The organism is Mesorhizobium sp. M8A.F.Ca.ET.161.01.1.1, from assembly GCF_004792105.1.
GTDB lineage: Bacteria > Pseudomonadota > Alphaproteobacteria > Rhizobiales > Rhizobiaceae > Mesorhizobium.
The window spans coordinates 1-334 of record NZ_SRTD01000260.1 but is presented as its reverse complement, the minus strand read 5'-3'; the positions used below and the strand labels follow the sequence as shown (position 1 = coordinate 334).

General features: G+C 60.5%; 1 pseudogene. It reads right to left on the bottom strand.

The window, feature by feature from the left end:
* Positions 1-19 precede the first annotated feature (19 nt).
* Positions 20-334: pseudogene (locus EN804_RS35620) on the bottom strand (FAD-dependent oxidoreductase); the annotation flags it as partial.

The following is a 334-nucleotide window of genomic DNA, read 5'->3' as shown; positions in this document are numbered from 1 at the left end:
CGAAAAGCGACGGCCAAGATTAAAGAAATGCGGGTTTGAAATCCGTCGAGAAAGCACCGTCGGCGATTTCTCCGTCTCGTAGCAGCAACGCGCCAAGCCGTCCGATCTCATCGGAGCTCTTGGCCGCCATGCCGTTACCACCGGTCAGAACGGCGATGCGCGGCGAGGCTGTGAAACCGATGGCGGGATAACCGCTGCCGGTTTTGGAGACGACACAGGCGGCCATCGAGACACGCGAGAGATCGATGGCAGGCACCAGCGTTCCGACGATGTCAGCGAGATGATCCCGCACGCTTTCACGTCCGCCGGAACGGAACCATTCCCGGATTTCCGG